General features: G+C 63.8%; 28 protein-coding genes and 2 tRNA genes. 14 read left to right on the top strand and 16 right to left on the bottom strand.

Annotation, left to right across the window (positions count from 1 at the left end; genetic code table 11):
• Window positions 1-72 precede the first annotated feature (72 nt).
• From DEH80_RS00145 to purM, 3 genes are read right to left on the bottom strand one after another with little or no spacing between them, the layout of a single operon-like run.
• Window positions 73-843 (bottom strand): DUF3108 domain-containing protein, encoded by a 771-nt coding sequence (locus DEH80_RS00145; protein WP_165831189.1) that lies wholly within the window; start codon window positions 841-843, stop codon window positions 73-75.
• A gap of 17 nt (window positions 844-860) precedes the next feature.
• Window positions 861-1,523 carry a phosphoribosylglycinamide formyltransferase gene (purN, locus tag DEH80_RS00140; RefSeq protein WP_109718444.1) on the bottom strand — a complete coding sequence of 221 codons (663 nt, stop codon included), beginning with the start codon at window positions 1,521-1,523 and terminating at the stop codon, window positions 861-863.
• Window positions 1,520-2,551: a phosphoribosylformylglycinamidine cyclo-ligase gene (gene purM, locus DEH80_RS00135; RefSeq protein ID WP_109718443.1), complete on the bottom strand. Its 1,032-nt coding sequence runs from the start codon at window positions 2,549-2,551 to the stop codon at window positions 1,520-1,522. The genes purN and purM overlap by 4 nt, the downstream gene beginning before the upstream one ends.
• A gap of 138 nt (window positions 2,552-2,689) precedes the next feature.
• Here purM and DEH80_RS00130 point away from each other — a divergent pair, with 138 nt between their 5' ends.
• From DEH80_RS00130 to DEH80_RS00120, 3 genes are read left to right on the top strand one after another with little or no spacing between them, the layout of a single operon-like run.
• A complete protein-coding gene (locus DEH80_RS00130) occupies window positions 2,690-3,796 on the top strand; it encodes a DUF2066 domain-containing protein (protein ID WP_109718442.1) in 1,107 nt (368 codons plus the stop codon).
• A complete protein-coding gene (locus DEH80_RS00125; RefSeq protein ID WP_243412716.1) occupies window positions 3,793-4,854 on the top strand; it encodes an AI-2E family transporter in 1,062 nt (353 codons plus the stop codon). Before DEH80_RS00130 ends, DEH80_RS00125 begins: the two co-directional genes overlap by 4 nt.
• Window positions 4,851-5,516, top strand: a complete 666-nt coding sequence (locus DEH80_RS00120) for an HdaA/DnaA family protein (RefSeq protein WP_109718440.1) — start codon at window positions 4,851-4,853, stop codon at window positions 5,514-5,516. The genes DEH80_RS00125 and DEH80_RS00120 overlap by 4 nt, the downstream gene beginning before the upstream one ends.
• On the opposite strand, the gene DEH80_RS00115 is transcribed toward DEH80_RS00120, so the two are convergent.
• The gene (locus DEH80_RS00115; protein WP_165831188.1) at window positions 5,482-5,889 is read right to left on the bottom strand and encodes a DUF2069 domain-containing protein; all 408 of its coding nucleotides are present in this window, start codon (window positions 5,887-5,889) and stop codon (window positions 5,482-5,484) included. The two genes, DEH80_RS00120 and DEH80_RS00115, sit on opposite strands and share 35 nt — an antisense overlap.
• Window positions 5,886-6,530, bottom strand: coding sequence for an NAD(P)H:quinone oxidoreductase (wrbA, locus tag DEH80_RS00110; RefSeq protein ID WP_243412715.1), 645 nt, complete (start codon window positions 6,528-6,530; stop codon window positions 5,886-5,888). The genes DEH80_RS00115 and wrbA overlap by 4 nt, the downstream gene beginning before the upstream one ends.
• Between wrbA and DEH80_RS00105 the strand changes: the two genes are divergently transcribed.
• Window positions 6,529-7,308, top strand: a complete 780-nt coding sequence (locus tag DEH80_RS00105; protein ID WP_165831187.1) for a LysM peptidoglycan-binding domain-containing protein — start codon at window positions 6,529-6,531, stop codon at window positions 7,306-7,308. The two genes, wrbA and DEH80_RS00105, sit on opposite strands and share 2 nt — an antisense overlap.
• Window positions 7,309-7,720: 412 nt before the next feature.
• Here DEH80_RS00105 and DEH80_RS00100 read toward each other — a convergent pair whose 3' ends face one another.
• Genes DEH80_RS00100 through hemA form a run of 7 tightly spaced genes read right to left on the bottom strand, consistent with a single transcriptional unit; the run spans window position 7,721 to window position 14,320 of the window.
• A complete protein-coding gene (locus DEH80_RS00100; protein ID WP_243412714.1) occupies window positions 7,721-8,263 on the bottom strand; it encodes a transglycosylase SLT domain-containing protein in 543 nt (180 codons plus the stop codon).
• Between the two features lie 31 nt (window positions 8,264-8,294).
• Entirely contained in the window at window positions 8,295-10,016 is a 1,722-nt protein-coding gene (locus tag DEH80_RS00095; RefSeq protein ID WP_109718435.1) for a proline--tRNA ligase, read from the bottom strand.
• Between the two features lie 4 nt (window positions 10,017-10,020).
• The gene (locus DEH80_RS00090; RefSeq protein ID WP_165831186.1) at window positions 10,021-10,404 is read right to left on the bottom strand and encodes a hypothetical protein; all 384 of its coding nucleotides are present in this window, start codon (window positions 10,402-10,404) and stop codon (window positions 10,021-10,023) included.
• Between the two features lie 25 nt (window positions 10,405-10,429).
• A complete protein-coding gene (locus DEH80_RS00085; protein ID WP_109718433.1) occupies window positions 10,430-11,161 on the bottom strand; it encodes a HesA/MoeB/ThiF family protein in 732 nt (243 codons plus the stop codon).
• Complete coding sequence (gene prmC, locus DEH80_RS00080; RefSeq protein WP_109718432.1) at window positions 11,158-11,982, bottom strand: peptide chain release factor N(5)-glutamine methyltransferase; 825 nt, start codon at window positions 11,980-11,982, stop codon at window positions 11,158-11,160. Before prmC ends, DEH80_RS00085 begins: the two co-directional genes overlap by 4 nt.
• A complete protein-coding gene (prfA, locus tag DEH80_RS00075; RefSeq protein ID WP_109718431.1) occupies window positions 11,979-13,067 on the bottom strand; it encodes a peptide chain release factor 1 in 1,089 nt (362 codons plus the stop codon). The genes prmC and prfA overlap by 4 nt, the downstream gene beginning before the upstream one ends.
• Window positions 13,064-14,320 carry a glutamyl-tRNA reductase gene (gene hemA / locus DEH80_RS00070; protein WP_109718430.1) on the bottom strand — a complete coding sequence of 419 codons (1,257 nt, stop codon included), beginning with the start codon at window positions 14,318-14,320 and terminating at the stop codon, window positions 13,064-13,066. Before hemA ends, prfA begins: the two co-directional genes overlap by 4 nt.
• A 240-nt stretch (window positions 14,321-14,560) precedes the next feature.
• Between hemA and DEH80_RS00065 the strand changes: the two genes are divergently transcribed.
• The 9 genes from DEH80_RS00065 to DEH80_RS00025 all read left to right on the top strand — a co-directional run bounded on the left by DEH80_RS00065 (window position 14,561) and on the right by DEH80_RS00025 (window position 21,769).
• The gene (locus tag DEH80_RS00065) at window positions 14,561-16,285 is read left to right on the top strand and encodes a tetratricopeptide repeat protein (protein ID WP_165831184.1); all 1,725 of its coding nucleotides are present in this window, start codon (window positions 14,561-14,563) and stop codon (window positions 16,283-16,285) included.
• Window positions 16,286-16,296: 11 nt separating this feature from the next.
• Window positions 16,297-16,920 carry a lipoprotein insertase outer membrane protein LolB gene (lolB, locus tag DEH80_RS00060; RefSeq protein ID WP_109718428.1) on the top strand — a complete coding sequence of 208 codons (624 nt, stop codon included), beginning with the start codon at window positions 16,297-16,299 and terminating at the stop codon, window positions 16,918-16,920.
• A complete protein-coding gene (gene ispE / locus DEH80_RS00055; protein ID WP_109718427.1) occupies window positions 16,917-17,783 on the top strand; it encodes a 4-(cytidine 5'-diphospho)-2-C-methyl-D-erythritol kinase in 867 nt (288 codons plus the stop codon). Before lolB ends, ispE begins: the two co-directional genes overlap by 4 nt.
• Window positions 17,784-18,027: 244 nt before the next feature.
• A tRNA-Gln gene (locus DEH80_RS00050) sits at window positions 18,028-18,102 on the top strand.
• Between the two features lie 100 nt (window positions 18,103-18,202).
• Window positions 18,203-19,156, top strand: a complete 954-nt coding sequence (locus DEH80_RS00045; protein WP_109718426.1) for a ribose-phosphate diphosphokinase — start codon at window positions 18,203-18,205, stop codon at window positions 19,154-19,156.
• 84 nt (window positions 19,157-19,240) lie between these two features.
• Window positions 19,241-19,903 (top strand): 50S ribosomal protein L25/general stress protein Ctc, encoded by a 663-nt coding sequence (locus tag DEH80_RS00040; RefSeq protein WP_109718425.1) that lies wholly within the window; start codon window positions 19,241-19,243, stop codon window positions 19,901-19,903.
• Window positions 19,904-19,912: 9 nt separating this feature from the next.
• A complete protein-coding gene (gene pth, locus DEH80_RS00035; RefSeq protein WP_109718424.1) occupies window positions 19,913-20,497 on the top strand; it encodes an aminoacyl-tRNA hydrolase in 585 nt (194 codons plus the stop codon).
• 13 nt (window positions 20,498-20,510) lie between these two features.
• Window positions 20,511-21,602, top strand: coding sequence for a redox-regulated ATPase YchF (gene ychF, locus DEH80_RS00030; protein WP_109718423.1), 1,092 nt, complete (start codon window positions 20,511-20,513; stop codon window positions 21,600-21,602).
• 90 nt (window positions 21,603-21,692) lie between these two features.
• Window positions 21,693-21,769: transfer RNA gene (locus DEH80_RS00025), tRNA-Met, on the top strand.
• Window positions 21,770-22,481: 712 nt separating this feature from the next.
• On the opposite strand, the gene DEH80_RS17410 is transcribed toward DEH80_RS00025, so the two are convergent.
• A complete protein-coding gene (locus tag DEH80_RS17410) occupies window positions 22,482-22,943 on the bottom strand; it encodes a hypothetical protein (RefSeq protein WP_207774346.1) in 462 nt (153 codons plus the stop codon).
• A gap of 73 nt (window positions 22,944-23,016) precedes the next feature.
• Window positions 23,017-23,628 carry a DUF6198 family protein gene (locus DEH80_RS00015; protein ID WP_109718422.1) on the bottom strand — a complete coding sequence of 204 codons (612 nt, stop codon included), beginning with the start codon at window positions 23,626-23,628 and terminating at the stop codon, window positions 23,017-23,019.
• A 307-nt stretch (window positions 23,629-23,935) separates the two neighbouring features.
• On the opposite strand from DEH80_RS00015, the gene DEH80_RS00010 reads away from it, so the two are divergent.
• Window positions 23,936-24,253 carry a hypothetical protein gene (locus DEH80_RS00010; RefSeq protein WP_109718421.1) on the top strand — a complete coding sequence of 106 codons (318 nt, stop codon included), beginning with the start codon at window positions 23,936-23,938 and terminating at the stop codon, window positions 24,251-24,253.
• A gap of 651 nt (window positions 24,254-24,904) precedes the next feature.
• On the opposite strand, the gene DEH80_RS17910 is transcribed toward DEH80_RS00010, so the two are convergent.
• Together DEH80_RS17910 and DEH80_RS00005 are read right to left on the bottom strand one after the other, a co-directional pair.
• A complete protein-coding gene (locus tag DEH80_RS17910; RefSeq protein WP_499653346.1) occupies window positions 24,905-25,348 on the bottom strand; it encodes a type II CBASS E2 protein in 444 nt (147 codons plus the stop codon).
• The gene (locus DEH80_RS00005; RefSeq protein ID WP_109718420.1) at window positions 25,335-25,817 is read right to left on the bottom strand and encodes a hypothetical protein; all 483 of its coding nucleotides are present in this window, start codon (window positions 25,815-25,817) and stop codon (window positions 25,335-25,337) included. Before DEH80_RS00005 ends, DEH80_RS17910 begins: the two co-directional genes overlap by 14 nt.
• Between the last annotated feature and the right edge of the window lie 281 nt (window positions 25,818-26,098).

Genomic DNA, 26,098 nt, shown 5'->3' with positions numbered 1-26,098 from the left:
ACGCTGCGATCAGGTCATTGGGGGGAATGCGCCGCGCAGTGACCGAAGTCATCGTTCATCCGCGCAGTCGGTTCAGTCCGGCCGGGGTGTTCCCCCTGTCGGGCTAGGCGCGGGTCGCGTACGCAGCGCGATGGACAAGACCTCCGAATCATTCTTTCGCTGTTCAACGCGGACGGGGATGTAACCCAGTTCCGGCGCCACCCAGAAGATCGTGGTCTTGTTGGCATCCTTCACCCGCTCGACACGGATCGCGTCGAGTGTCCCGGCTGGGGTGTCGACGGACTCCCGGCCTTTGACCTGCAGGGTGTAGGTCTTGATGCGGTCGTCCTCGATCATCGTGAAATTGCGCGGTTCCGTGGGCAGGGCATCCGGATGACTGACCAGCATGTCGCGCACGGCCAGCTGGATCGCCAGGCGGTCCATCGCGTCTTCAGGGATTTGTCGCTGCTTGTCGCCGGGGCCGCGCACGGTGAGCGACTCCCAGTCGAAATGCAGGACAAAACTGTCCTCCGGCTCATCATCGCGTCGAAACTCGAAGCGCTGGGTGCGGATCTGGCCGTCGCGAACACAGAATTCGCTGATTTCGTGCAACTGGCCGATGAAGAGTCGCGCCAGTCCCACCGGCTTGGCGTCGTACCGGTAGACGTGGCAACCCGCCTCGGCGGCAGGCGCCAGCTCGAACTCGGCATAGCCCAGCGTTAACGGGCCCCGCGTCAGGCTGTAGGCCGCTTGCCAGGGCGCGAAGGGCGACAATGTCACGGCTTCTTGCGGGGCTGGCTGGGGCTCCTGAGCATTCAGTGGCGTGGCCACCAAGGCCGCAGCGATGAACAATCCTCGAATCATGGCGCAAGTCCTTCCTGTCATGCGTCTTGTGGCCAGCTTAGCGGCTGGTCGAGCGGATCCCCATCCATCCAGGCCTGGCCGTCGCGCCACTGTAGGCGCCGATCGGCCATCCAGCGTACCGCCAAGGGGTAGATGTTCAGTTCGATCTCTTCCATGACACGGCGAGCCAGGGTCTCGGGCGTGTCGGTTGAGCCGACGTTGATCCGGCCCTGTAGGACCACCGGGCCGCCGTCCAGTTCCTCGGTGACGAAATGGATACTGGCGCCATGCCACGGGTCGCCCGCTTCCAGCGCCCTGCGGTGGGTGTGCAGGCCGCGATACTTCGGCAGCAGTGAGGGATGGATATTCAGCAGGCGTCCCTCGAATCGACGAATGAAGGCGGGCGTCAGAATGCGCATGAAGCCGGCGAGGACCACGATATCGGGCCGACTGGCCTCGATGACTTCGGCCAACGCGGCGTCAAAGTCATCCCGGGAGGCAAAGTGCTTGTGATCGACCACCGTGGTTGCAATGCCAGCGGCCGCTGCACGATCCAGACCCTGGACGCCCGGTCGGTTGGAGACGACATGGACGATTTCGGCCCCGAGCTGACCCAGCGCCTGGGCGTCGATGAGTGCCTGCAGATTACGTCCGGTGCCCGAGATCAATACGACCAGTCGTGCCGGATTGGGTCCCGTCATCCTGTGATCAGCACCTGGCGTTCGCCTGCGGTGATCTCGCCAATGGTCCAGGCCTCGATGGCCTGTTCCTGAGCCACGGCCAGAACGGTGGTTTCGGCGTCCGCCGGCACGATGAGCGCCATGCCAATCCCGCAGTTGAACGTGCGCAGCATCTCTTCGTCGGCAATGTCGCCGGCTTGCTGCAGCCACTGAAACAGCGGCGTTTGAGGCCAGCGGCTGGTGTCGATGCGGGCCTGACACCCTTTCGGCAGCGAGCGGGGGATGTTCTCGAGCAGGCCACCGCCGGTGATATGCGCCATGCCGTGAATCTGCGCCCGCTTGAGCATGTCGTGCACGCAGCGGACATAGATCTGGGTCGGGGCCAGCAGTCGCTCGCCCAGGCTGCGGTCGTCACCCGGTAGCGGCGCGGATAGGTCCACCGCACTGACTTCGATCAGTTTGCGGACCAGCGAGAACCCGTTCGAGTGCACACCGGATGAGGCCAGGCCGATGATCCTGTCGCCTGGGCGGACCTGGCTGCCGTCGAGAATCGCGTCGCGCTCGACCACGCCGACGCAAAACCCGGCCAGATCAAAGTCGCCTGCGGCGTACATGCCGGGCATTTCCGCCGTTTCACCACCCACCAGCGCACAGCCGGCCTGTTCGCAGCCTTTTGCGATGCCGCGAATGACCGTGGCGGCCTGTTCCGTATCCAGCTTGCCGGTGGCGTAGTAGTCGAGGAAAAACAGCGGTTCGGCCCCGCCGACAAGAATGTCGTTCACACACATGGCGACCAGATCGATGCCCACACCCGAGACATCGCCCAACTCGATGGCCAGGCGTAGCTTGGTGCCGACACCATCGGTGCCCGACACCAGCACGGGCTGCCGGTAGCGGTCGACGGGCAGTTCGAACAAGGCGCCAAATCCGCCCAGCCCGCCGAGCACGCCGGGTCGCTGGGTGGCGGCAACCGCCGGCTTGATTGCATCCACCAGCGCGTTGCCCGCATCGATATCGACACCGGCGTCGCGATAAGTCAGTCCTGCCATGGAAGAGGCCTCGCAGAGAATGGGTCCGTGTCCGGGGGCGCGACAAGGCCCCGCGGCGGTGGCCGTCGGGTGCTGCCAACGACCGGCCAACACAATCGAGCCGTTTTCCGGCTCGGGGAGTGGGTACAATTGTAAACCATGCGTCTTATCTATCTGTCCGTGCTGGCCGCCGCGCTGGCATTTGCAAGCACCGTTCAGGCGGCTTCGGTTGTCGTACCCGACCTGTACACGGCGTCGACCTACACCGAGGGGCGGGGCGATAGCGCCCGGGCCGCCGGGCTGCGACAAACCTTTGCCAAGGTCTTGGTCAAGGCGACCGGCTCCGACGCGGTGCTAACCGCGCCGCAGACCGAGCTGCTGCTGGAGCGCGCCCCGGACCTGGTGACGATCTACCGGTTCGACCCCTTGCCGGCCCCCCAGACGAGCGAGCCGGACGCAGAGGGTTCAACGTCGCAGGCGCCGCCCAGCGAGGTGTACCGATTCACCGCGGAGTTCGAGCCACGGACGGTGCAGTTGTTGTTGCGCGATGCGGGGCTGTCTCCCTGGCCGGCGCGCCGACCGCTCACTCTCCTGTGGCTGACATTGGATCGCGGGGACATCATCAGCGGCGAGCAGCGCGATGAAGTGCAGGCCTTTGTGGACGAGGCAGAGCGCCTGGGGCTGCCGCTCGTGTTTCCGAGCATGGATTTGACCGACCAGCAGGCCATTCAACCGGCAGACATCCAGGGGTTCTTCCCGGAGCAGATTCTGCAGGCCTCGCGTCGATACGATCCGGCCACGGTGCTCGTCGGACGGCTGGAGCGCGACGGCAGCCTGTGGACCGCACGCTGGGCCATGTTGGAGCGCGATGCCAGCGCGGTGCGTTGGCAGAACAGCGACCCGGCGCTGGCCGTGCTGTTGACGCAGGGCGCGCAGGCGCTGGGCAGCCAGTTGCTGGCACGGTACGGGATCGGCACCGATCAGGCGGGGGCAAGCCAGGCGATTGAACTGGCGGTGTCGGGGCTGCGCACCCTGAGCGACTATGGTCGGGTGCTGAATTTCCTCAATGACCTGCCGCCGGTCAGCACCGTGACCTTGCGCCGCGCGCGGGCAGATGCAGTGGTCTACCAGTTGCATACCACCGCCAGTCGCGAGCAGCTGCGTCAGTCGATTGCACTCGGCCGCGTGCTAATGCCTGCAGATGAACCGGCTGCGGAGAATCTGCTGGGACCCGTGGCGCCCATGGCGTACCGACTGAACCGATGATGAGTCCGCGCGCCCGCATGTTGGTCGCCGTGGCCGCCCTAGCCGCGCTGCTGGTCGGCGTCTGGTTGCTCAGCCCGATTCTGACGCCCTTCGTGTTCGGTGCCGGATTGGCCTACTTGGGTGATCCGCTGGTGGATCGACTTGAGGCCTGGCGGGTGCCGCGTACCGCAGGCGTGGCGATCGTATTTGCCAGCCTGACGCTGGCCGCAATCATTCTGGGGCTGCTGTTGGTGCCGATGCTGCAGGAGCAGATCGTCACGCTGGCCAAACGCATCCCCGAGTTTCTCGATGCTCTGCAGAATCGCTGGCTGCCGGCAATCGGTATTGACCTGCCGGCTGATTTCCGATTCGACGTGGCGAGCCTGCGTGAGCTGGTAGCCCAGCATTGGGGGGAGGCCGGCGGGCTGGCTGCCGGGCTCTGGGCGTCGTTGTCCAAGTCGGGCGTGGCGGCCATGACGCTGGTCGGTAATCTGGCATTGATCCCGGTGGTGACGTTCTACCTGTTGCGTGACTGGGACTTGCTGGTCGCGCGCATCGCCGAGCTGATTCCCCGGCAGTGGCTGCCCACAGCGACCGCACTGGCCAACGAAACCGACGAGGTGCTGTCGGCGTTTATCCGAGGTCAGCTGCTGGTCATGCTGGCGCTGGCCGTCGTGTACACCGTGGGACTTTGGATTGTCGGCCTGGATCTGGCGCTGCTGATCGGTTTGATCGCGGGCATGGTGAGTTTCGTGCCCTATCTGGGATTCATCATCGGCATCTTGTTGGCCGTGATTGCCTCGCTGATTCAGAACGCCGAGTTATTGCCTTTGCTGGGCGTGGCCCTCGTCTTCGGAGTGGGGCAGTTGCTGGAGTCGACCGTGCTAACCCCCTGGCTGGTGGGCGATCGCATTGGCTTGCATCCGGTTGCGGTTATTTTTGCCGTGCTGGCAGGCGGGCAGTTGTTCGGGTTTGTCGGTGTGCTGCTGGCGTTGCCGGTAGCCGCGGCGATGGCCGTGTTCGTCCGCTTCGGCACGCGGCTGTGGCTGCGTAGCGCGCTTTATCGCGGCCAGTCATGAATACACCCCAGCTGCCGCTGGAGATTCGGCTGGCCGAGGCCACCGAGTTCACCAGTTTTGTTCCAGGGAGCAATGGGGCTGCCGTGTCTGCAGTGCGGGACGCGTCGGCGCCGCTGGTGCTCATCGGACCCGCCGGGGTGGGCAAGACGCACCTGTTGCAGGCGGCCAGCCGGCAGGCGGGGCGTTCGGCCTGGTTGCCGCTCAGGCAGCTTCTGGACCACGGGCCGGCTGTGCTGGAGTCCTTCGGTGGACTGGACCTGGTCTGCCTGGATGACGTGGATGCCATTGCCGGTGACCGGGCCTGGGAACTGGCTGTCACCCGCCTCATTGACAGCGCCCGCGTTGAAGGTGGGCGTTGGCTGGCCAGCTTGTCGCACCACCCGGATCAGGCGGGGTTCCAGGCGCCGGATCTGCGCTCGCGCCTGACCTGGGTGGCGATTCACCGGCTGGATGGCCTGGATGAGGCGGCCTTAAGTCAACTGCTGGCCCAGCGTCTGGCGGCTCGCGGACTGCGCTGCCCGGATGCGGTGTCGCGCTATGTCTTGCGCCGGATCTCGCGCTCGGCAGCGGCCGTTGTTGCGCTGGTCGACGCCATCGATACGGCCAGTCTGGCCGCGCAGCGCGAAGTCACGATTCCGCTGGTTCGCGAGCTGCTGGCCTAGTCTGGTCCCGGTGGATCGCATGGGCGGCCTGCTCGCGATTGTGCAGTCGAGGGTAGAGCACACAGCCCATGAAGAGCGCCACGGCGGCCAGCAGGTGAACCATGGCCGGGGTGCGCCCCACCGACGTCGCAAAAACTTCCATCAACCCCAGCGCCATGTAGGCCAGCGACAACAGGCTGCACCAGCCATGCGTGTAGAGTTTGGCGCGCCACAGACCCGGGCCTGCAGCCAGCAGCGGCAGGCTCAGCACGCCGGCGATCCACCAGCCATGCGGCATACTCGACTGCCAGCCCAGCCAGAGCGGCAACGACACCAGCGTGGTCAGCCAGCCCGTCAGGGTGAGTGCCCGGGCCGCAGGACTCCAGCGCCTCATGCCGACAGCCTCTGCGCCAGCCGGGCAATGCGCTGTCCCTGCGCCCGGCATAAATTGCGTTCAACCTCGTCGAGTTCACGTTGGCTGTCTGCACCGGCCAGATGTGAGGCGCCGTAGGGTGTGCCCCCGGTTTGCGTTCGGACCAGGTCGCCTTCGGTGTAGGGAATGCCGCTGATCAGCATGCCGTGATGCAGCAGTGGCAACATCATCGACAGCAGGGTGGTTTCCTGCCCGCCGTGCAGTGAACTGGTTGACGTAAACACGCCGGCCGGCTTGCCGGACAGCGCGCCGGATAGCCACTGACTGGATGTGCTGTCGAGCAGATGCTTGAGGGGCGCCGCCATATTGCCAAAGCGGGTCGGCGAACCCAGTAGCAAGCCATCACAGTCCGTTAGCTCGTCCAGCTCGACATACGGTGCCCCGGCGCTGGGCACATCATCCGCGAGCGCGGCGTGGTCGGCAGAGACTTCGGGCACGGTGCGCAGCCAGGCTTCGCAGCCATCGACCGACTCCACGCCGCGGGCGATCTGCCGGGCCATGCCGGCGGTGGCGCCGTGGCGCGAGTAATACAGGACAAGAACGGAAGTGGGCATGAGCGGCGATGCGGTCGGTGCAGTGGGTGCGGCAGAATACCCGCCCATGCACGCAACTCAAGTCACGTTCCGGTCGGCCTCGCGGGCTTTGGTGGTTTGCAGCAGTCTGCTGTGGGCCGGCTGCGTGTCCACGCCTCCGGCCGGGCCTGGTCTTGCGGTGGCGCCGACTCAACCGGCCACGGTGCCGGTCCAGGCCATCGATCCCACGCCGGCACTGGATCAGGCACGGCGGCGCCTTCGCGAAGCACGACATCGCGGCGCGCAGGTGGCGTCAGCCGCCCGCATGCTGGACCGGGCCGAGTCTGCAGCCGCGGGTGGTCAGACACTGCGCGCCCTGCGGCTGGCACGCCGCGCGGATGTGCTGGCCGAAGTGGCCATGAATGATCACTTTGCCGTGCTCGCGCGAGCCGAGTACGCCGAACTGCGTCAGCGCACGCGACTGAGCGAGCGGCAGGCTGCCGATATGCGGGCAGCGGAGCAGGCCATGGCCGCGCGTGAGTATCGCCAGGCATATGACGTGCTGGCGCGCATCAACCAGACCACACGATTGGCCGAGCTGGCGTATCGCGTGGCACGCGGTGACAGCCTGTGGCGCATTGCTGCCCGGCCGGATGTTTATGACAACGGATTTCTGTGGCCGCTGATCTTTCAGGCCAACCGCCATCAACTATCTAGCCCTTCTGACCTGGCGGTGGGGGTCGAACTGTCGATCCCGCGGCATCCCACGGTCGAGGCCATCTATGAGGCCTTGGTGACCTCGGGCGGCCTGGGCAAGGGGCAGGTCAGCATCGGGTTGCCCCGTGTGGCGGAGTCGGGTCCGGACTAGCTAGGGAAACACTGACCTATTCGCACCGCTAAGTTGCTGCCTGCAAACAGGCCAGGCAAGGCGCGAGGAGCGAAGTTTGGTCATTCCAAATAAACGACGAGCACCGATTCGCCGGGAGCGAATTGAAACCGCCGAAGGCGGGCCCACCGGGGGAGGCGCATGGATGCGCCGACTAACGCTGTCTGGCCTGTTTGCAGGCGCAATCCAGACGGAACGGGCCGGTTTTCCCGCGATCCTGCGTTGCGAAGCGCGTCCATGCGCTTCGCCCTTCGGGCCGGCCTGCGGCCGTCCGAATGCATTCCGTACGCATTCGTGTCGTTCGCTGACTTGGAATGACCAAGCGGCACTCACTCCGCCTGGGCTCGCGGGAAAACCGGCTCCGTCTTGGTGGTACGAATAGATCAGTGTTTCCCTACCGCTCGTACCAGCGCTGAGACAGCGCCTTAAGCACCCGCTCCGGATACCAGGTCTTGCCCACGCTGCCGTTGTAGCGGGCCAGGGCCTTACCGAGATCGCCGTTTTCGCGTTCCAGGTAATGCTTGAGAATGGCGCAGCCGTAGCGCAGGTTGGTCTCGATCCGGAACAGGTTGTCGTCGGGGCGGCCGATTTCATCCAGCCAGAACGGCATGATCTGCATCAGTCCCAGCGCACCGGCATGTGAGATTGCAAACTTGTCGAAGCGGCTCTCCACATCGATGACCGCTAACACCAGTTCGGGGGGGAGTTCAGCGCGGCTGGCCTCCTGATGGGCCATGCGGAGAATCTCCAGGCCGTCCCCCTGGCCAGCGCCATAGGCGTCCAGCCGCGTGGCCATGTCCAGCAGCCAGACCTCAGCGTCGAAACGGTGTTCGAAGCTGTCAGCCTCGGCCACGGCCTGCATCAGCGCGGCGCGGACGCCTGGGTCCGGTTCCAGCGGCTGGGCCAGCCCGGGGCTCGCTGCCCAGCTGATTGCCAAGGCGAGCAGCCAGCGGACCGTCCGCGAGCACCTAGGCGGGATCGGGGAGGTCTCCACGGAGCGCCGCCAGCACCGCGTCCAGCGTGTTGGGAATGTCGATGGCTGCGTCGGCATCACGGGCCTTGTACTCCAGTGCGCCACGATCCAGGGTGCGGTCACCGACGACGATGCGATGCGGAATGCCGATGAGCTCCAGGTCGGCAAACATCACGCCGGGGCGCAGGTTGCGATCATCCAGTGCGGCATTGATGCCTTGATCGAGCAGGGCGTCGTAGAGCTCGCGGGCCGCCTGGGCGGCGCGCTCGCTTTTCTTGGCGTTAATCGGCGCGACCACAACCGAGAACGGTGCGATGGACTCGGGCCAGACGATGCCTTTGTCATCGGCGCATTGTTCGATGCAGGCGGCCACGACGCGGGTGACGCCAATGCCGTAGCAGCCCATTTCGGGATGCACTTCGCGGCCATCGGCATCCAGCACCGTCACGTTCATGGATTCGGTGTACTTGCGGCCAAGCTGGAAGATGTGGCCGACCTCGATCCCGCGCACGATTTGCACCGGGCCCTCGCCCGTGGGGCTGGGGTCGCCATCGCGGATGGTGCGCAAATCGGCGACCTGGGGTTCCGGTAGATCCCGGCCCCAATTCACGTTGATCAGGTGCATGCCGTCGGCGTTGGCGCCGCAGGCAAAGTCGCTCAGCGCGGCCGCGGCATGGTCGACAATGACGGGCATGTCCAGGCCCACCGGGCCCAGCGAACCGAAGCCGGCACCTGCACAGGCGCGTGCCGCGGCTTCGTCGACCAGCGTAAACGGATCGCGAACCAGCGGGTGGTTGGCCGCCTTGACGTCGTTGATTTCGTGATCGCCACGCACGACGAGGGCCAGTGGTTTGTCGTTGCACCCCATGACCAGCAGTGTCTTGAGGCATTGCTGTGGCGCGATGTCCAGATGACTCGAGACCTGATCGATGGTCTTGCAATGAGGCGTTTCGACCTGCTGCATCTCGGCAGAGGGCGCCGGGCGCGGACCCGGGGCTGGCAGCGTGGCTGCCGCCTCGACATTGGCCGCGAACTGGCCATCACGGGCAACGGCCAGCGCATCTTCGCCGGAGGCGGCCAGTACATGGAACTCCTCGCTGCGCGAGCCGCCAATGTCGCCGGAATCGGCCTGGACAATGCGGAAATCCACCCCGATGCGTTCGAAGATGCGCGTGTAAGCGGCGCGCATGGCTTGGTAGGTGTCTTCGAGTGAAGGCGCGTCGATGTGGAAGGAGTAGGCATCCTTCATCAGGAATTCCCGCGAACGCATCACGCCAAAGCGCGGCCGGATCTCGTCGCGGAACTTGGTCTGAATCTGGAAATAATTGACGGGCAATTGCTTGTAGGACTTCACGTCCTGGCGCACGTGGTGGCAGATCACCTCTTCATGCGTCGGGCCGTAGCAGAAGTCGCGATCGTGGCGGTCGCGCATCTTGAGCATTTGCGGGCCCATCTTGGTCCAGCGACCGGACTCCTCCCACAGCTCGGCCGGCTGGATGCTGGGCATCAGCAGCTCGACGGCACCTGCACGCGTCATTTCCTCGCGCACGATGGCCTCGACACGTTGCAGCACCCGCAGGCCCAGCGGCATCCAGGAGAACAGGCCCGAGGACAGGCGGCGGATCAGGCCGGCGCGCAGCATGAGCTGATGGCTGACGATTTCAGCGTCAGCCGGGGTTTCTTTGGTCGTGGTGATCGGAAACTGGGACAGTCGCATGGGCTTAGGCTGCAGTCGGGGGCTCGATGGCCGTCAGGGTTTGTTCGATGTACTGGCCCTCACACCAGCGCCAGGCGCGGGTTTCCAGCACACCCTTGGTATTCAGCGAAACGATGAGCAGTGGCCGGTTGGTGGCGGCCTCGCGCAGCGCCTGGGGCAGGTCATGGGGCTCGGCGGCAGCCGCAGGCTGCGAGTAGTAAAGCGCGAACACGCCACCGGCCTGTTCGGCTTGATCGCAGGCATGGGCCAGCGACTCGGCGCTGTCAGCCTGCCCCGGGGTCAGACCCTCGGCGAGACCATCGCGCAGACCCAGGACGCCGGCAATGGAGCGGTCGGGCGAAAGTTGGGCGGCGTGCATGAGCTCGATTGCGGTTGTTCGCGGCAGCACGAGCACGTCGTGCGCTGAAGTTGGTTCAGACATGGCAGGGGCAGGCGGGGTCTTGCGGAATCTGGTGTCCGCGGATTGTCCGGGTTTCCGGTGAAAAATGCAGCCAGTGGCTTTCGGTCGGCGCGTCCCCAATGAGAAGTCGCAGGGCTTCGAAGGCCTGCCAGGCACCGATCATCCCGACCAGCGGGCCAAACACTCCTGCGTCTTCGCAGGCTTCGGCCGCATCGCCAGACGTATCGAACAGGCATCGGTAACAACCCGCAGATGGGCGATCATGGCGAAACACGCCTAGCTGACCCGTCGCGCCGATGCCGGCACCCATGACCAACGGTTTGCGGTACTGCGCACAGGCTGCATTGATGGCGAACCGCGTGGGGAAGTTGTCGGTGCAGTCCAGGACGACCTGGGCGTCCGGAACGAGTTCGGCGAACAGGGCATCGGTCAGACGCCGCGTCTGGGTGGTGATGAGAATGTCGGGGTTATAGGCGCGAAGCTGTTGCGCGGCGACCTCGACCTTGGGCTGGCCCAGGTCGGATTCCCGATAGAGATACTGGCGATGCAGGTTGCTCAGACTGACCCGATCATGGTCGACCAGACGCAACTCACCGACGCCCGCCCCGGCGAGATAGGTGGCGGCGGGGGTTCCGAGTCCGCCCAGTCCGATCACGACCACGCGGCTGTCGGCGATCAGGGCCTGCCCCGCTTCGCCAATGGCGGGCATGACTACCTGCCGCGCATAGCGCGCGTCGGCGCTCACCGCAGTCGGCCGCAGGTGACGCGTGGATGACCTGCCAGGTCCTTGCGGCACTGGATGTCGGTAAAGCCGGCCCGGGCAAACAGGGCGGCGACGGCCTCGGCCTGGGCATAACCATGCTCGACAGCAAGCCAGCCCCGGGGATGCAGGTGATCCGGCGCCTGACCGATCAAGACGGACAGATCCGCCAGGCCGTTGTCGTCGGCAATGACCGCCGAGGCGGGTTCGTACTGGCGAACGGCGGGTGCCAGCGCGGGATCGTCGCTGGCGACGTATGGCGGGTTGCTCACTAGGCCGTCGAAACGCTCATCGGTGGCAAAGGCGTCGTACCAGTTGCCCTGACGCCAGCGTACGCCGCTGAAGGCGCAGTCCAACGCATTCCGGCGCGCAACATCCAATGCGGCCGCGGACCGGTCGGTGCCAATGATTTGCCAGGTGGGTCGCTCCAAGGCCAGCGACAGGGCCACGGCGCCGCTACCCGTGCCCAGGTCAGCCACGCGCTGTGGGCGCTCGCCGCCCATCTCCAAGGCAGATTCGACCAGGGTTTCGGTATCGGGTCGCGGGATGAGCACGTCTGGCGTCACGCGCAGGCGTAGCTTCCAGAAGTGGGTGACGCCACTGACATAGGCATCGGGCTCGCCGCCGGCCACGCGCTCAACCCAGTCGCGATAGCGCTGTTCGATATCGGCTGGCGCCGCATCCTTGGCGTGGGCGCGCAGCCAGACCAGCGAGCGGGCCGCGGCATCTTCCAGGAGGAAACCGGCGCGCTGGCTGTGATCCAGTCGCTGCTCGCCCCAGCGCAGCAAATCGCCGTAGCTGCTCATGCGTCGTCGCTAATCGCCGCGAGTTGCTCGGCCTGGTACTCGGCCAACAGCGGGTCGATGACCTGGTCAATCGCGCCTTCCATGATCTCCGCGAGCTTGTAGAGCGTGAGGTTGATGCGATGGTCGGTGACGCGGCCCTGGGGAAAATTATAGGTGCGGATGCGCTCGGAGCGGTCCCCGCTGCCCACCTGCGATTTGCGCGAGGCGGCCTGCTCCGAGGCCTGACGGGTCTGCTCGATTTCCAATAGGCGGGATTGCAACAGCGCCATCGCCTTGGCGCGGTTCTTGTGCTGCGAGCGCTCGTCTTGGCACTCGACCACGATGCCGCTAGGCAAATGGGTGATGCGAATGGCCGAGTCGGTCTTATTAACGTGCTGACCGCCTGCACCGCTGGCGCGGAAGGTGTCGATGCGCAGCTCCGCGGGGTTGATGTCCGCTGCCTCGACGGCATCTAGCTCCGGCAGCACCGCGACCGTGCAGGCCGAGGTGTGAATGCGTCCCTGGGATTCGGTTTCCGGCACGCGCTGGACGCGATGGGCCCCCGACTCGAACTTCAGTCGTGAATAGGCGCCGGTGCCGACTACGCGACTGATCACTTCCTTGTAGCCCCCGTGCTCGCCCGGGCTTTCGGATAGCGGCTCAACGCGCCAGCCGCGGGTTTCTGCATATTTCTGGTACATGCGCAGCAGATCGCCCGCAAAAATCGCTGCCTCGTCGCCCCCGGTGCCGGCACGGATTTCAAGGAACAGATTGGCCTCGTCATGGGGATCGCGCGGTACCAGAAAGCCATACAAGACGCGCTCGAGTTCCGCGCGGCGCGTGGTGACCGCCTCCAGTTCATCCTCGGCCATGGCGCGGACTTCGGGGTCGTCGTCGCCTTGCATGGCCCGGACTTCATCCAGTTCCTCGGCCGTGGCACGCCAACCCGCGAAGGCTTCGGTCAGCGGCCCCAGGTGCGAGTACTCCTGGGAGAGCCGGCGGAACTTGTCCTGATCGCCGATAACGTCCGGGTCGCTTAGCTCGTGGCTCAGGTCCTCATGACGCTCGACGAGCTGTTCCAGTCTCCGTTCTAGCTTCGGGTTCATGCGTTGTCGTCCAGATCGAACAGGCGTTTGACCGCAGCCTGCAGGGCGGGTTGATCCTCGGGCGGCGCCTGGCGAATGGCCGTGCTGGGTGCGTGCAACCAGCGCTGGCCAAGGCTGCGCACCAGACGCGGGAGGACCACCGCAGGGTCGTCGCCGCGCTGGAGTTGTGCGATTGCGCTGGCCGCGACTTCATCACCGACCTGCGTCATCTGTTGCCGCAATTGTCCCACGACTGCGCCGGCCTCGCGGGTTTGCAACCAGTGCATGAATTGATCGACATGCCGCTGCACCAGATCTTCGGCCTGCGCCGCAGCATCCCGCCGCGCCTGCTGGTTGCGGTCGATGATGGCTTGTAAATCGTCTACCGCGTAGAGGTAGACATCGTCCAATGTGCCCGCTGCGGGGTCGATATCTCGCGGCACCGCGATATCTAGCGCGCAGACCGGTCGCCGTCGCCGTCGCTTGACGGCCTGTTTCATGGCCTCGCGGCTGACGATCGGCGTCGGCGAGCCGGTGCAGCTGATCAGCAGATCGGCATCGGGCAGGTAGGCATCGAGTTCTGAAAAGGGCAGCGAAGCGCCGGCATGGCGATGCGCGAGAGCCTCGGCGCGGGCAGCCGTGCGGTTGCAGAACAGCAGCCGCCGCAGGCCGCGAGCCTTTAGATGGGCCGCGAACAATTCGATCATTTCGCCCGCACCGATGAGCAGGGCGGTCTGTTCGGTGACATCCTCGAAAATCTGCTCGGCCAGCCGGACACCTGCAAAGGCGAACGACACAGGATTGCGGCCAATGTCTGTTTCCGAGCGGGCGCGCTTGGCGGCTTCATTGGCCTTTTGGAACAACCGGCGCAGCGTGGGGCCGACCGTGCCCGCGCCGTCGGCATCCGCGAATGCCTGTTTCACCTGGCCAAGAATCTGGGGCTCGCCCAGCACCATGGAATCCAGTCCGGCCGCCACCCGGAACACGTGACGGACTGCGGCCTCGTCCTCGAGCAGATAGCCGTGTGCCTGCAATGTGTCGGCATCCAGCGCAGTGCGTCCCGCCAGCCATCGCGTGAGGGCGTCAGCGGTATGCGCGCCGCTGGTGATGATCTCCGTGCGGTTGCAGGTCGACAACACCACCACCTCGGCCAGCCCGCCGACCCGTCTGGCGTCGGCAAGCGCCTCGGATAGCTCGGTGGGCGCGAACGCCGCACGCTCACGCAACGCCAGCGGAGCGGAGTCGTGATTCAGGCCGAGGACGAGAAGGGGCATTCGCAGGTGGGTTGGGGGAAGCCCGGAATTGTCCGCGATGCCCTGTGGTCAGTACAAGCGAGGGTTGGCTGCAACGGGCTTTGTCATCCCCGCCTCAGGGGGCGGGTTCGGAGCAGCCTTGGGGTATGATCCCAAGGCTTGATGCCATTCTCCAGGGCGACGACTCGAGCGGCTCTGCGCGGCAGGTCGCGCAGCCTGGTGGTCGTTGGTGACCCGTCCAAGCGCGCAAAGGAGCAAGACTTGATCCAGCGAATGCTCGCCACTTTCATCCCCGCGGTCCTGGTGGCCGGTTGTGCCACGGCGCCGGAGCCGGGCGAACGCCTGGACGCGCTGTTTCAGGCGGCCGGCGGGACCGGCGTTCAGGCCAGTGAGCCGCTGCCGGATCGAGCGCAGGCGATGTACCACGTGTTGGTCGGACAGATCGCCGCTGAACGCGGTGATGTGGCGCAGGCCGCAACGGAGTATCTGGCTGCGGCCAAGCTGGCCCAACAGCCGAGCATTGCGCGCGAGGCGACACGCTACGCGCTTGCCAGTAATGACAAGACGCTCTCGGTCACGGCCTCGCAGCTTTGGCGGGAGTCCGATCCGGACAACGTGCAGGCCCAGGAAGCGGCGTTTCGTGTGGCGGTTCGGGCACGGGCCTATACGACGGCTCTGGAGATGGCCCGCAGTTTCGTGGCCGCGCAGCCCGAATCGGATGTTGGCGAGGCCTTGCGGGTCGTCGCGGGCACGCTGGTGCGCGACAACGTGGCCGCTGAACCCGCCATGGCCATCATGCAGCCTTTGGTCGAGGCGCATGCCGACTCGGCCGAAGCGCATTACGCGCTGGGACTGGTCGCCATGAATGTCGAACGCTGGAGCCTGGCCAGGGCATCCGCGCAGCAGGCCAGCGCACTGCGCCCCGGCTGGTCGGAGGCTGTCCTGCTGGAGGCGGGTGTCCTGATCAAGCAGCAGCGTGTGCTCGAGGGCATTGCCGTTGTCGAACCGCTGGTTCGCGACGGGCAAGCGCCGGACACGCGGTTTGCGCTTGCGCGGTTATTGCTCGAGGCCAATGCGTTGGACCTGGCAGAAATCCAGCTCGACCAGGTGTTGGCGGAACAGGCGGATCACCCCGAAGCGCGATATGCGCGTGGCCTGTTGGCACTGGATCGGGGCAACGTCGACCTGGCCGAGCAGCACTTCCTGGCGCTCATCGAGCAGCCGGCGCAGCGATTCGACGCCGCCTATTACCTGGGGCGGATCTCCGAAGCCCGGGGCGATCTGGATGCAGCGCGTGGTTGGTACCGCCGGGTGGCCGGTGGGCGGCATCAAAGCGACGCGTTGACGCGTCGCGCCTATCTCATGGCGGAGGGCGGGCATGTTGATGAAGCCCGTGCGTACCTTCAGGGGCTGTCCCGGATGAACCCGGGTATGCAGCTGCAGCTGCTGCTGGTCGAGGCCGATATTCTGCTGCAGTCCGACCAGCCGGAAGCCGCGCTGGCCTTGTATGAGCAGGGGCTGGCGGAGTTTCCTGAAGAACCTGACCTGCTCTATGGCCGGTCACTGGCGTATGAGCAACTGGGGCAGGTGGATGCCGCGATTGCCGATCTTCGGGCCATGGTGGAGCAGGACGCCGACGATGCCCGGGCGCTCAACGCGCTGGGCTACATCCTGACCAATCATTCGCAGCGTTACGAAGAAGCACGCGGCTATATCGCGCGGGCCCTGGCACTGCGGCCGAACGACCCGGCCGTGATCGACAGCATGGGCTGGGTGGAATTTCGACTCGGCAACCTGGACGCGGCTGCCGAGCTGCTGCGGCGGGCCTACGCCCGACTCAAGGACCCCGAGATCGCGGCGCATCTGGGCGAGGTGCTCTGGCAGATGGGCGAGCGTGAAGAGGCGCGACAGGTTTGGGGCACCGCTTTGTCTCAGCATCCGGAACACGGCACCCTGCAGGAAACCATGACCCGACTCGTTCCCTGAACGGTTTGTTGATGACAGCTCGGCGCAGACTGCAGGGACTCGTGGCGTTCGCGCTGGTCAGCCTGGTCGGCTGTGCCACCTGGACCGGCCCTCGACCGGCGCAGACGGGGGATGAGGCGGCCTGGCAGGCGCGCCGTGCCGCGTTGCAGACGGTCACGCACTGGAGCTTGAACGGTCGCATTGCGGCCACCGGTTTGTTCGGTTTTTCCGGGCGCGTGCGCTGGCAGCAGCGGGGTGAGCAGTTTGTGATCGATGTGGCTGGGCCATTCGGGGCCGGGGCGACGCGTTTGAGTGGCAGTGCGGACCAGGTGGAGATTCGCAATGCGGAAGGCGCGTGGGTCACCACCGATGCGCAGGGCGACCTGCAGCGTGCCTACGGCTGGACACTGCCGCTTGCGGGACTGGAGCGTTGGGCGCTCGGCTTGCCGATTCCCGGTCAGCCGGCCCGATGGGTGCTCGATGGCAACGGCCGTCTGCTGACGCTGGACCAGGCAGGCTGGACGGTGACCTACGAGCGGTACACGCAACCGGTCAGCGGCCCGGCATTGCCTCAGAAGCTGCTGATCGACAACGGTGAAACACGCTGGCGTCTGCTTGTCGATCGCTGGCAGTTAGATCAGGCCGCGCCCGCATGACTGAGCAGCGGTGGGTCTCGCCGGCCAAGCTGAATCTTTGCCTGCACATCAACGGTCGCTACGACAACGGCTATCACGCGCTGCAAAGCGTGTTCGTGCCCATCACCCTGTGCGACACCATCGACATTCGCCCGCGGGACGACCAACGCATCGAGCGCCTGGGTGGCCTGCCGGAACTGCCTGCTGAGGATGATCTCGCCTTGAAAGCGGCACGTAGCCTGTCGCATCACATGGGCGGGCACCCCTTCGGAGTGGACCTACGTATCGACAAGGTCATTCCAGCCGGCGCCGGCCTGGGCGGCGGCTCCAGCAACGCAGCGACCGTGTTGGTCGCCCTCAATGCGCTGTGGGAGGCGGGTTGTGACCACCCAACCCTGATGCAGTTGGCGACGTCGCTTGGTGCCGACGTGCCATTCTTTCTGGATGCGAGCCCGGCCTGGGTTGAAGGCATCGGCGAACAGATGACCCCGGTGACCGTGGATGACGCGGTATTTCTAGTGGTTGTGCCGGCCGTGCATATCAGCACTGCTACCGTGTTTACGCATCCCAAATTGACAAGGAATCAGCCGCTTACCAAAATGTCGGCCCTTTCGCGGTCCGGGCATGTGTCCGAGATTGTCGAAAACGGCGTCAATAACTGCGAGCCTGTGGTTCGTGAGTTGGCGCCGGAGGTTGTTCAGGTCTTTGAATGGCTTGAAGAATTTGGAGCGCCGCGGATGTCGGGTACCGGCAGTGCGGTGTTTGTCGTCCTCGACGATGTCGCGGCTGCAGGCGCGGCGTTGGACAGGCTGCCTGCGCGCTGGCGCGGCTGGGTGAGTCAGATTTGGTCGGGGTCGCGCTGTATGGCGGCCGACTCGGGCTGAGTCTTTAAGCCACGACAGGATGCGGACCGGTGGGTTCGCGACAACGAGTTTTTTGGGGCGTAGCCAAGCGGTAAGGCATCGGGTTTTGATCCCGTGATTCGCAGGTTCGACAAGATCGCCGGGAGCGATCTTGAACGCCGGCGCGACAGCGCAGGCGGCCCGTAGGGTGGCGAACAGGACGTTCGCCATTATCCTGGCGCATAGCGGCAGGATGCGGACCGGTGGGTTCGCGACAATGAGTTTTTGGGGCGTAGCCAAGCGGTAAGGCATCGGGTTTTGATCCCGTGATTCGCAGGTTCGAATCCTGCCGCCCCAGCCAATCCCGCCCGTGCGCCAAGCTGGCGCGCGGGCAGCACGACACGCTACACGGGTCAGTCGGACGCCGTGGTTGAAAAGCACATCCGTCCACAGGCGAAGTGATGACAGACTCTTCCTTGATGCTCTTTACCGGCAACGCCAACCCCGTGCTGGGGCAAGAGGTTGCCGATAACTTCAAGCTGCCTCTCGGCAAATGCGTTGTGGGTCGCTTCTCTGACGGAGAAGTCATGGTCGAGCTGATGGAGAACGTCCGTGGCAAGGATGTCTTCGTGATTCAGCCGACGTGCTGGCCGACCAATGACAACGTCATGGAACTGCTGATGATGATCGATGCGCTGCATCGTGCGTCAGCCGGTCGCATCACCGCCGTGATGCCTTACTTTGGCTACGCCCGCCAGGATCGCCGTCCGCGCTCGGCCCGTGTGCCGATTTCGGCCAAGGTGGTTGCCAGCATGATCGGGACGGTGGGTGCCGACCGCGTACTGACGGTCGACCTGCATGCCGACCAGATCCAAGGCTTCTTCGACGTTCCTGTGGATAACGTGTACGCCTCGCCGTTGCTGCTGGGCGACATCTGGCGCCAGAAGTACGAAGACCTGATCGTCGTGTCCCCCGATGTGGGCGGTGTGGTCCGTGCTCGGGCGGTTGCCAAGCGACTGGACGACGCCGACCTTGCCATCATCGATAAGCGTCGTCCGCGCGCCAACGTGGCCGAGGTGATGAACATCATCGGTGATGTGCGCGGTAAGACCTGTGTCATCGTTGATGACTTGGTGGATACCGCCGGCACGCTGGCCCAGGCGGCCCAGGCATTGAAGAACAACGGAGCGGCGCGCGTCGTCGCCTATGTGACGCATCCGGTGCTATCCGGCCCGGCCGTCCAGAACATCGACAACTCGGTGCTGGATGAGCTGGTGGTCACCGACACGATTCCGCTGTCGCCAGAGGCCGCTGCTTCACCGCGGATTCGTCAGCTCCACATCGCCACCATGTTGGCGGAAACCATCCGCCGCGTGTCCAACGAGGAAAGCGTGAGTTCGCTCTACGTCGACTAGCGCTGATCCCATCGAATCTAACCCTGCTTTCGGCAGCCTGGTCGCGGGAACCGGAAGCGCATTGCAAACCACTGGAGAAACACCATGAGTGAGGACTTTATCGTCCATGCAGAAACCCGCTCGGTGCAGGGAACGGGTGCGAGCCGCCGTCTGCGTCGTACGGGCAAGGTTCCGGCCATTCTTTACGGCGGTGACGCCGAGCCGGTTCAGTTGAGCGTCGATCACAACGAGATGGTTCGTCATCTCGAACACGAGGCGTTCTATTCGCACATCCTGAGCATCGAAGTCGACGGCAAGACCGAAAACGCCGTGCTCAAGGACTTGCAGCGTCATCCGTCCAAAGCGCAGATCCTGCACGCCGACTTCATGCGTGTTGTGGCTGGCCAGTCCATGCGCATGACCGTGCCGCTGCACTTCGTTGGTGAAGACAAGTCGCCCGGTATCAAGAACAACGGCGGTGTGCTGGATCGTCTGCGCAACGAGCTGGAAATCGAATGTCTGCCGCGTAACCTGCCGGAGTACATCGAAGTCGACGTGTCCGGACTGGACGTCAACGAATCCATCCACCTGGAGGAACTGACGCTGCCGGAAGGTGTGACATCGGTTGCCCAGGCGCATGGTGAGAACTGGACGGTTGTTGCCGTACACGTGCCGCGTGCCGCTGTTGAAACCGACGAAGAGGCCGGTGACGCCGACGACGCTGCGGACGGTGATGCTGCGGACGGCGAGGGCGAGTCGGAAGACTAAGCCACGTCTATGTCAGCGAACATCGCTGCCATTATCGGACTGGGGAATCCCGGTTCCGAATATCACCGCACGCGGCACAACGCGGGCTGGTGGATGATCGACTGGCTGGCGTCCCACGCGGGCGCCAGTCTGTCGATGAACAAGAAAATGAATGCTGAGCTGGCCCAGGCCAATCTGGGCGGCCAGTCGGTCTGGCTGGTCAAGCCGCAGACTTTCATGAATCGCAGTGGCCAGTCCATGCAGGCGCTTGCGCAGTTCTACAAGCTGCCGACCGAATCCCTGCTGGTCATCCACGACGAGCTGGATTTGCCCTGTGGTACGGCCCGTCTCAAACGGGGCGGGGGCCATGGCGGCCACAACGGCCTGCGCAGTGCCATTGCTCACTGCGGCGCGGATTTCGCACGTTTGCGACTGGGGATCGGCCATCCCGGGCACCGCGATCAGGTGCTGAATTACGTGCTCAAACCGCCGACGGCGAATGAGCAGATTGAGCTGGATCGCTGCATTGATCGTGCGGGCGACGCTCTACTCCTGATGCTGCAACGTGGCTGGGACCGCGCAACGCAGCAATTGCACACCAAGTCCGACCACTAGAGACCGGAAATCCATGGGCATTCAATGCGGAATCGTCGGCTTGCCAAATGTGGGCAAGTCCACGTTGTTCAACGCGCTGACACGCGCCGAAATCGCAGCTGAGAACTACCCGTTCTGCACCATCGATCCCAACGTTGGTGTGGTGCCGGTGCCCGATCCCCGGCTCGATCAACTGGCCGCCATCGCCAAACCGCAGAAACTGATTCCGACAACCGTCGAGTTCGTGGACATTGCCGGGCTGGTGGCGGGGGCCTCCAAGGGCGAGGGGCTGGGCAACCAGTTTCTGGGTCATATCCGCGAAACCGATGCCATCGCGCATGTGGTGCGCTGTTTCGAAGATGGGGATGTGGTGCATGTCTCCGGGTCTGTCGATCCCGTGCGCGATATCGAAACCATCGAAACGGAATTGGTGCTGGCTGACATGGAAACCGTCAGCAAGGCCATCGAGCGGGCGCAGAAAACGGCCCGAAGCGGCAACAAGGACGCCAAGGCGCGTGTTGCTCTGCTAGAGCGTTTGCAAGCCCATATGGATGACGGTTCGCCCGCACGCTCGGCCGAGCTTAGCGAAGACGATCGTCTGGCATTGCGGGACCTGCACCTGATCACCGCCAAGCCCATGCTCTACATTGCCAACGTCGACGAGGACGGGCTGGAAGGCAACGAGTACACGGCCAAGGTGCAGGCCTACGCCGAGTCGGTTGGTGCGCAGGTGGTCATCGTTTGCGCCGCTATCGAGTCCGAGATCGCATTGCTGGACGCCGATGATCGCGCCGAGTTTCTCGGCGATCTGGGCTTGGAAGAGCCCGGTCTGGACCGCGTGATCCGCGCGGCCTACCGGCTGCTGGGTTTGATGACCTATTTCACGGCAGGCGAGAAGGAAGTCCGGGCCTGGACCGTGCGTGAGCAGGCCACCGCCCCGCAGGCTGCCGGCGTGATTCATACCGATTTCGAGAAAGGTTTTATCCGCGCCGAGGTGGTGGGCTACGACGACTATGTCCAATACCAAGGTGAAACGGGTGCCAAGGATGCCGGCCGCTGGCGCCTGGAGGGTAAGGATTACATCGTCAAGGAAGGCGATGTGATGCACTTCCGCTTCAACGTCTGATCGACGGCGAACGAAGCGCTCGACGCGGGCGCTTAAAGTGACTAAAATCTCGCGCCTCGCAACGCAGCGAATCGCGCGTTTCGAATCGGTGGCTAGGTAGCTCAGCTGGTTAGAGCACAGCACTCATAATGCTGGGGTCGGCGGTTCAAGTCCGCCCCTAGCTACCACTTACAATCAAATCGCTTGAGACATGCTGTTGATCTCCCAGCAGCATTGTCGGATGCGTGTCGGGCCAACGCAGCTTGGCTCGATCTCCTTGAGGGCTTGAAAGAGCAGCCCGCGACCTTTTTTCTTGGTGATGTTGCGGCGCGCAGTCTGCGCCGTGAGTCGTCCGGCGCGGGGCTGTTTTCTGTCTCCGTTGCCCCTCGAAGTCCCGAGCAGTCGCATCTGGCTGCGACGCGATGCCTTCTTAGGCGTCGTCGCCCTCTTGCGAGGCGCAGTTTTCGCAGGTGCCTTCCAGTTCGACCACTTGCCGATTTGACGTGAAATGGCGGCTGTTGGCTGCTTTGTCCAGGAGTTTGGACAGCGATGCGGACTCCAGCTCGTCTGCATGACCGCAGGTGGAGCAGACGAGGTAGAGCGCGTCGTGCGGGTGATCGGGGTGGTCGATGGAGATGGGTGCCTTATTTGTGACGCCGAGGACATCGCCGGCTAGTCAACTCGCGGAATCGCTGGGGTGCGTCCTGGAGGTGGGACCCACCGGACCGTACGTGCAGACGGACGATGTACAGCAAACTTCAGTGCCGGGCGTGTTTGCAGCGGGTGATCTGGCCCTGCCCATTGCCAACGCCAGTTTAGCCTCGTCGTCCGGTGTGGTCGCAGGCGTCAGCGCGCATCGGTCGTTGGTCTTTAGCTGATGGCTGGGGTCGCAGGGCCGAGCTAGTGACAGAAGAGCTCGCCATTCTCTAGTTCGTGGCAATGACCGAACCCGAAGCGGGCCATGGGGTTACCGGTCATCTCGCCAAAATCACCTCTGAGCACCGGCGACTGAAAGCGGGGCGGTGGGCGCGGCTTCGAATCGCAGGGGCGTTCGGAGTCATCGTTGCAGTCGGTGTCGGTGTCGGTGTCGGTGTCGGTGTCGGTGTCGGTGTCGGTGTCGGTGTCGGTGTCGGTGTCGGTGTCGGTGTCGGTGTCGGTGTCGGTGTCGGTGTCGGTGTCGGTGTCGGTGTCGGTGTCGGCTTCGGCTTCGGCTTCGGCTTCGGCTGGAGGACGCTCGACCGACGAATCGGCAACACTCTCAGCGAACAAGAGGCAAGGCGTGCACGCGATGCAAGCGGCCAGCAGCAGCGACGACGTGTGGCCGAAGGGTGATGCAGTCCAGTGTCGAAACAATCGCGGCATGCGATTCGCGGGGGCACGCCCGTCTTGTCGAGCTGCCGTACGACCTAATTGCCGCTGCGTTCCCATGGGCCGGCTACACAATCTGATAGCGCCCAGGCTTGTGATTGACTGCGATGATCGTATTCATGGCAATGGCGCCTGCGATCGAGAGTGCCAGCAGCCAGATCGAAACCAGGAAGAAGCCAATCAGCACAATGCCGCAGTCCACGGCCATCTGCACGTTGCCAGCGCGAACGCCAAAGCGTTTCTGCAAGTAGATCGCGAGGATGCCCACACCCCCCAAACTCGCGTTGTGGCGGAATGTAATCAGCATACCAATCCCCACCAGCACACCACCGCCGATGGCCGCGAATGCGGGTTGCAGGGTCTCGAAGACAATGAGGTGATCCAGCTGGTCGGCAAACAGTGACACGCTGGTGACCGCCACCAGCGTGTTCGTGGCAAACCGCCACCCGAGTGCGCGAATGGCCAGCAGATAGAACGGCAGGTTCATGACAAAAAACACTTGCCCGAAGCTGACCGGCGCAACCGTACTGACGCTGAGCGCCAGCCCTGCTGTCCCCCCTGTCAGCAAGCCGGCCAGTTTCATCATGTAAATGCCCATTCCGACCAGCACGGCGGCACAAACCAGGGCGAATAGGTCTTCGAACAGCGAATGCTGGGGAGGGCGGGCTTTATTGGCCATGCTGACAGCGTTACTCTCGTTAACTTGATGATCACAGCGGCACTGGCAAGATCGGTGCCGTGACTCGGGCTGATGTCACCCTGATCGCCGGAATGGCCTGATCGCAATGATTGACCAGTAGGCCGACCCGTTGTCGGCGTGGTGACGCGGCGCTTGCTCGGAAGGCCGGCGCCAAAGAGCCCAGTACAGGAGATGGCAGATGTTGAAGGCGATTGATCGACGGACAGCGGTACGGCCCGAGGTCGTCACTCGGCGCCCGCCTGTCACTCAACAACTGCACACGCAGAGCGCATTATATTGGAAGTGGATGAGCTGCCTGTCCGACGCCTGCGGCTTTTCCACCCAGCAGATGCACGAATTTGTTGCCCGTGCGTTTCTTGGTCAGACCATGGCGAAGGTGGGGCAATTCCAGACGCCCCGGGCCCTTCCGTTGTCTGGATTGGATCCGATTGAGTTCGCAGACTTGCTGCAGAACATCTACGACTGGGCTGACAGCGTCTTCGGCGTCACGCTGTATTGGCCAGATTACGTGAAGATTCGCGCGATCTGGGACAGTCTGTCGGAACACGAGCAGCGGCGTCTGTCCAAAAAACATGGCCTGGCACCGAATTGGGCGCGTGGATAACACGCCCTGCGCGCACCGTCGAAATAAATTCTCAAGCAATGGCCGCCGCTGCCGATAGGTAGCGTGATGCGCGACCCAACTTGGTTATTCCCCTCCAAGTGCGCATCGTCATTGTCCCTGAGTGAGATTGCGCCGCGACGGTCAACAGACTGCCGCGGCGCTGTTGTATCTGGCACACGCTGGAACGCCTGCGGGTCATCACAGGTGACATCAGGTGTGGATTGAGTCGTAACTCTTCCAAATACCGCGGCAATTAATTGCGCATTTTGGAGCGAAAATCGGTGTCCCGCAACCTGAATCGCGGTGCTAGGTGAAGCAGCCAGGGCCATAACTTTGCGCAGCTTCATTTTGTGGCACCAAAAAATTGCGCAGATGCACGTAAAAAGCCGAATTTTGTGGTCGGCAGCAATTGCCGAACGGTCATATCTGAACATGGCTATTGACCACACCCCGTTTCAACGCCCACTCGACCTGCGAGCTTGTGCCAATTGCCGTCACTCACAATTATGCGCACAACGGGTGGATGATGCCCCGCAATTCTCAAGTGATGAGCAACAGCACATCGCAACGATGGGAGCCTACGTTAGCCAACTTGCCCCAGAATCAGATGGGGTGTCGCAAAGCGGGGCCAATCGGCATTTATATTGAGCGCTAGTCTATGACTTCGTGGGGGTGTTCCGGCCCAAGCCACTCGCCCGTCTCACGCCAGAATTCTTCCCGGAACAGGTGCGCTTGCGTCATCACCAGCAAGTGAAGCAGCCCATCTTCGAAAGTCCAACGTTCAGAGCGGGCCGCGTATGGGTACCACATGCAAAGACTCCCATCCTTGTAGCGGTGCTTGGATGATTCGGGTCCATCAGCCGTGACTGCAGGCGCGACATGTCTGCGTGACGGACCCAGTTTGATCTCGACAGATCGTTTGACATCGTAATTTGGCACCTCCATTCGCAGGTTGTAGATCCGCCGCGGCCGATTCTTCAACCTGGTATTTCGCACGCGCAACGTTGGAAACTGGACCTTCGCACCTCGTTCAAAGCGCCAGACGGTTTTGTAGTCGTCGTACCACGGGCCGCCGCTTGGCTTACCGCGTCTCACCTACTCCACCGTAGGCGTGAGTCGTTTTCATTGGAGCACCGTGGCACGTACCGGCCGCGACTAGCCCCGCGACCGGCGCAATCCCGCGATTCCCTCCGCGCAGCAGTGCCGCTCGTGCTAGCTTGGAAGCCTCTTTCTCTTCAGCTTCTGCCTCCTTTGCGCGTTCCTCCCAGAACTGATGATTGAAGACCTTGCCCCATGCGCGCAACGCTTGGGAACGTTTGCAATCAGGATCATCAAGCACTTCAAGCGTATCCAGTGCGCCGGCTAGCTTGTCCCGCAGGAAGACCATCTCTGCATCCTCTTGGCCGTCCTTGATCCACTCCGGTCGAACGGGGTGTTTAACGGCGAGGTTCCAGCACAGTCGGTTGTAGATCGCCTGCAGCGTATCCCGGAACGTTTCATCAGGCCGAGCCCTCGCGCAGAACAGCTCGACGACGAGCACAGACAAAACGAGACCACTGGGCATTTTGGGCTTCCAGCTTTGCCAACTTCTCGCAAATGCTTTCGTCTCTCGCGTTGTTCGGCGAAGCTGGTCACCACACCCGTGTACGGTGTCAGCAGCCTTCACGGAGTCGTTGAACCACGTTGTGACCTCAGAAGGACTGAACCGCCCCGGGTTTCTCGGAGGCTCCAAAGCTTGAGAGGATGGAGCGATGGGAAGACAGCAAGTGCGGTACTCGCCGGAGGTACGGGAACGGGGTGTTCGGCTGGTGCTGGAGCACCAGCACGAGCACGGGTCTCAATGGG

Origin of the sequence: Abyssibacter profundi, assembly GCF_003151135.1 — a bacterium.
Classification (GTDB): Bacteria; Pseudomonadota; Gammaproteobacteria; order Nevskiales; family OUC007; genus Abyssibacter; species Abyssibacter profundi.
Note: the sequence above shows the minus strand (reverse complement) of the source record. Positions and strands in the feature narration are given on the sequence as shown.

Coding starts and splice junctions, on each gene's coding strand:
- DEH80_RS00015 (WP_109718422.1), bottom strand. CDS start 23,628: ATGGCCAATAAAGCCCGCCCTCCCCAGCATTCGCTGTTCGAAGACCTA.
- wrbA (WP_243412715.1), bottom strand. CDS start 6,530: ATGGGCGGGTATTCTGCCGCACCCACTGCACCGACCGCATCGCCGCTC.
- purM (WP_109718443.1), bottom strand. CDS start 2,551: ATGGCAGGACTGACTTATCGCGACGCCGGTGTCGATATCGATGCGGGC.
- purN (WP_109718444.1), bottom strand. CDS start 1,523: ATGACGGGACCCAATCCGGCACGACTGGTCGTATTGATCTCGGGCACC.
- DEH80_RS00010 (WP_109718421.1), top strand. CDS start 23,936: ATGAGCTGCCTGTCCGACGCCTGCGGCTTTTCCACCCAGCAGATGCAC.
- DEH80_RS00040 (WP_109718425.1), top strand. CDS start 19,241: ATGAGTGAGGACTTTATCGTCCATGCAGAAACCCGCTCGGTGCAGGGA.
- DEH80_RS00145 (WP_165831189.1), bottom strand. CDS start 843: ATGATTCGAGGATTGTTCATCGCTGCGGCCTTGGTGGCCACGCCACTG.
- lolB (WP_109718428.1), top strand. CDS start 16,297: ATGACAGCTCGGCGCAGACTGCAGGGACTCGTGGCGTTCGCGCTGGTC.
- DEH80_RS00125 (WP_243412716.1), top strand. CDS start 3,793: ATGATGAGTCCGCGCGCCCGCATGTTGGTCGCCGTGGCCGCCCTAGCC.
- DEH80_RS00005 (WP_109718420.1), bottom strand. CDS start 25,817: ATGCCCAGTGGTCTCGTTTTGTCTGTGCTCGTCGTCGAGCTGTTCTGC.
- ispE (WP_109718427.1), top strand. CDS start 16,917: ATGACTGAGCAGCGGTGGGTCTCGCCGGCCAAGCTGAATCTTTGCCTG.
- prfA (WP_109718431.1), bottom strand. CDS start 13,067: ATGAACCCGAAGCTAGAACGGAGACTGGAACAGCTCGTCGAGCGTCAT.
- DEH80_RS00130 (WP_109718442.1), top strand. CDS start 2,690: ATGCGTCTTATCTATCTGTCCGTGCTGGCCGCCGCGCTGGCATTTGCA.
- prmC (WP_109718432.1), bottom strand. CDS start 11,982: ATGAGCAGCTACGGCGATTTGCTGCGCTGGGGCGAGCAGCGACTGGAT.
- DEH80_RS00120 (WP_109718440.1), top strand. CDS start 4,851: ATGAATACACCCCAGCTGCCGCTGGAGATTCGGCTGGCCGAGGCCACC.
- DEH80_RS17410 (WP_207774346.1), bottom strand. CDS start 22,943: ATGCCGCGATTGTTTCGACACTGGACTGCATCACCCTTCGGCCACACG.
- ychF (WP_109718423.1), top strand. CDS start 20,511: ATGGGCATTCAATGCGGAATCGTCGGCTTGCCAAATGTGGGCAAGTCC.
- DEH80_RS00105 (WP_165831187.1), top strand. CDS start 6,529: ATGCACGCAACTCAAGTCACGTTCCGGTCGGCCTCGCGGGCTTTGGTG.
- DEH80_RS00045 (WP_109718426.1), top strand. CDS start 18,203: ATGACAGACTCTTCCTTGATGCTCTTTACCGGCAACGCCAACCCCGTG.
- DEH80_RS00115 (WP_165831188.1), bottom strand. CDS start 5,889: ATGAGGCGCTGGAGTCCTGCGGCCCGGGCACTCACCCTGACGGGCTGG.
- DEH80_RS00095 (WP_109718435.1), bottom strand. CDS start 10,016: ATGCGACTGTCCCAGTTTCCGATCACCACGACCAAAGAAACCCCGGCT.
- pth (WP_109718424.1), top strand. CDS start 19,913: ATGTCAGCGAACATCGCTGCCATTATCGGACTGGGGAATCCCGGTTCC.
- hemA (WP_109718430.1), bottom strand. CDS start 14,320: ATGCCCCTTCTCGTCCTCGGCCTGAATCACGACTCCGCTCCGCTGGCG.